General features: G+C 52.8%; 2 protein-coding genes. Both read right to left on the bottom strand.

Features of this window, described 5'->3' with window-relative positions; translation table 11 throughout:
* Nucleotides 1–68: 68 nt before the first annotated feature.
* A complete protein-coding gene (locus tag LKE08_RS00670; RefSeq protein WP_324702266.1) occupies nt 69–308 on the bottom strand; it encodes a hypothetical protein in 240 nt (79 codons plus the stop codon).
* A gap of 21 nt (nt 309–329) precedes the next feature.
* Nucleotides 330–2,606, bottom strand: a complete 2,277-nt coding sequence (locus LKE08_RS00665; protein WP_324702265.1) for a heavy metal translocating P-type ATPase — start codon at nt 2,604–2,606, stop codon at nt 330–332.
* Nucleotides 2,607–3,077: the final 471 nt, after the last annotated feature.

The following is a 3,077-nucleotide window of genomic DNA, read 5'->3' as shown; positions in this document are numbered from 1 at the left end:
AGGGGGGCTGGGGGGGATGGGGGCTGGGGGGGATGGGGGCTGGGGGGGATGGGGGCTGGGGGGGATTCTCACTCCGTCGATTTTTTACCTCCAGATTCAAACATAAACCACCACAATTCAAAACCGATCAGGGCGACACCGCCGAGGGTGACACCCAACTTGACGGCGAGGGGTTGTTCGATTTTGCTGAATTGTCCGAACTCGCCACCGTGGGATTTTTCGGGCATTGCTTCCGCCGGGAGGGACGCGATCGCACCCGCCAGCAACAACCCCGTAAAATAACCGCCAATTTTGCCGAATTTGAACATGATTTAACCTCAAAAAAAACATCAATGTTTCGCCAAGCGAGTCCGCCGCAGTCGCAGGGCGTTGGTGACGACGGAAACGGAACTCATCGCCATCGCAGCACCGGCGATAATCGGGTTGAGTAGCCAGTGGGTGAGGGGGAACAGAACCCCCGCTGCGATCGGGATGCCCAGGGTATTGTAAATAAAGGCAAAAAACAGATTTTGGCGGATATTGTTCATGGTGGCGCGGCTGAGTTGAATGGCGGTGACGATACCTTTTAAATCGCCGGAAATTAAGGTAATATCCCCCGCCGCGATCGCCACGTCGGTGCCGGTGCCGATCGCGATTCCCACGTCCGCCTGTGCCAAAGCCGGGGCGTCGTTGATGCCGTCTCCCACCATCGCCACGACGGGACGTTCCTTGCCTTTTTTGGCTTTTTCCTGCTGCAAGGATTTGACGATTTCCGACTTGCGATCGGGGCGAACTTGGGCGAAAACGCGATCGATTCCCACTTGATCCGCGATCGCCTCGGCAGTTTTCTGGTTATCTCCCGTCACCATCACCACTTCCAAACCCATCCGCTTCAACGCCTTCACCGCTTCCGCCGACGAGGGTTTTAGAGTATCTGCAATTCCCAATAATCCCTCAATTTCTCCGTCCATCGCGATCCAAGCCGTCGTCTGTCCGTCGGTTTCCCATTGCTGCTGCTGCGTCTCGAAAATTTGGGTATCCATTCCCAATTCTTCCATCCAAGCCGAGGTGCCAATTTGGATGCGGCGATCGGAAACCCTTCCCTGCACCCCCATTCCCGCCATCGCCTCGAAATCCTCCACATTTGGAAGGGGAAATTCCACCTGTTGAGATTTGGCATATTCGACGATCGCTTCCGCCAAAGGATGTTCCGATTGGCGTTCCACCGCCGCCACCAGCCGCAGCAATTTCAACTCGGCATCATTCGCCGTTCCCGCCGTCGTGACGTAGTTCGTTACCGTCGGTTTTCCCGCCGTCAGCGTTCCGGTTTTATCCAATACTAAAGTTTCGATTTTGTGGGCGAGTTCCAGACTGTCCGCACCTTTGATTAAAATGCCATTTTCCGCCCCCAATCCGGTGCCAACCATCACCGATGTCGGCGTCGCCAATCCCAACGCGCAGGGACAGGCGATAATTAAAACGCCCACCATTGTCACGATCGCCAACGTGAGATTTCCAGTAATATTAAACCAGACGACAAATGTGGCGATCGCGATCGCAATTACCACCGGAACGAACCACCCCGTCACCCGATCCGCCAACCGCTGAATCGGTGCCTTCGATCCCTGTGCCTGCTGCACCAACTGCACGATTTGCGCCAAAACCGTCTCTTCCCCGACTCTGGCGGCTTTGAATTTAAAACTCCCCGTCTTATTAATTGTCGCCCCGATCACTTCATCTCCGGGATGCTTTTCGACGGGAACGCTTTCCCCCGTCACCATCGACTCATCCACCGTCGATCGCCCTTCCATCACTTCGCCATCCACCGGAATTTTCTCCCCCGGACGCACGACAACCACATCCCCCACCTGCACTTCATCGATGGGAATATCCTGTTCTTCTCCGGAGCGGATTACCCGGGCTGTTTTCGCCTGTAATCCCATCAATTTGCGGATGGCTTCGGAGGTTTTGCCCCGGGCGCGATGTTCCAATAATCGCCCCAGTAGAATTAGGGTAATAATGACGACGGCGGACTCGTAATAAACATCGGCACTCAACCCCTGCCTGGTAAAAACTTGGGGAAATAAAGTCACGAAAACCGAGTAAATATAAGCGGCTCCAGTTCCGACAGCGATCAGGGTATTCATATCCGAAGAACGCTGTTTTAACCCTTTCCAAGCTCCCGTAAAAAATTGGTGTCCGCACCAAAACATCACGGGGGTTGTCAACACCAATTGTAGCCAGTAATTGTGCATCCAATGGGGAATCCAAGGTATATCTAACCCCGTCATCATTGGTAAACCGCCAAACATCAGAAAAATACTGATTAAACCGGCGATCGCCACTTTTCGCGTCAGTTCCCGTTCAATTTGGCGGCTTTCCCGTTCCGTCTCATCTTCACTCTGTCTCATCCCCTTCAACGGTTTGGCGCCGTATCCGGCATCGGATACCGCCTGTTGGATTTGCTCCAAATTGGTTTTTTGGGGATTATAATTGACGGTAGCCTGTTCGGCGCCAAAATTCACCTGGCACTGATCCACGCCGTCGATCCGCTTGACGACGGTTTCGATGCGGGAGGCACAGGCGGCGCAGCTCATCCCCTTGAGTTGCAGGTGGGTGGTTTTCATCGGCAGACTCCGGTTAAGGACTCGATGGATTGAGTTTAGAGTCTCCGGTTAACTGGAGAGTCAAGGGGTTCGGAAAAAATTTTCTTTGTCAAGTTTTTGAGACAAAACTTAATAAAAAGCCGCGATCGCATTAAAGCAGTTCTTCGTAAAGTCTGAGTTCTGCTACCGTCTGATCCCAACCTTGCCTTTCGTAGGAAGCGAGTAATTCTTGAATGCTGAGAGGGGGATTTTTTAAGCTCATTCGCTGTCGTTTGACGGCCCGACAAATAACGGAAGGAGCCCCATCAATTAAATGGACAATGAAAAGGAAATGGTGGGTTACGGCGCGGATGGAAAGTTGTGGGTTTTTCTGAAAAATTACTGCCGCGCCTAACTCACCCTACTGGACTGTTTGATCTTAAATGAGGCGATCGGATCTGAATCCACAGGCAAGATGCCCGATGCTCCGTTTTGAATTTTGCCTCATTTGAG

The organism is Lyngbya sp. CCY1209, assembly GCF_035615495.1.
In the GTDB taxonomy this organism is placed as follows: domain Bacteria; phylum Cyanobacteriota; class Cyanobacteriia; order Cyanobacteriales; family Microcoleaceae; genus Limnospira.
This window is presented reverse-complemented; position numbering and strand designations above follow the sequence as displayed.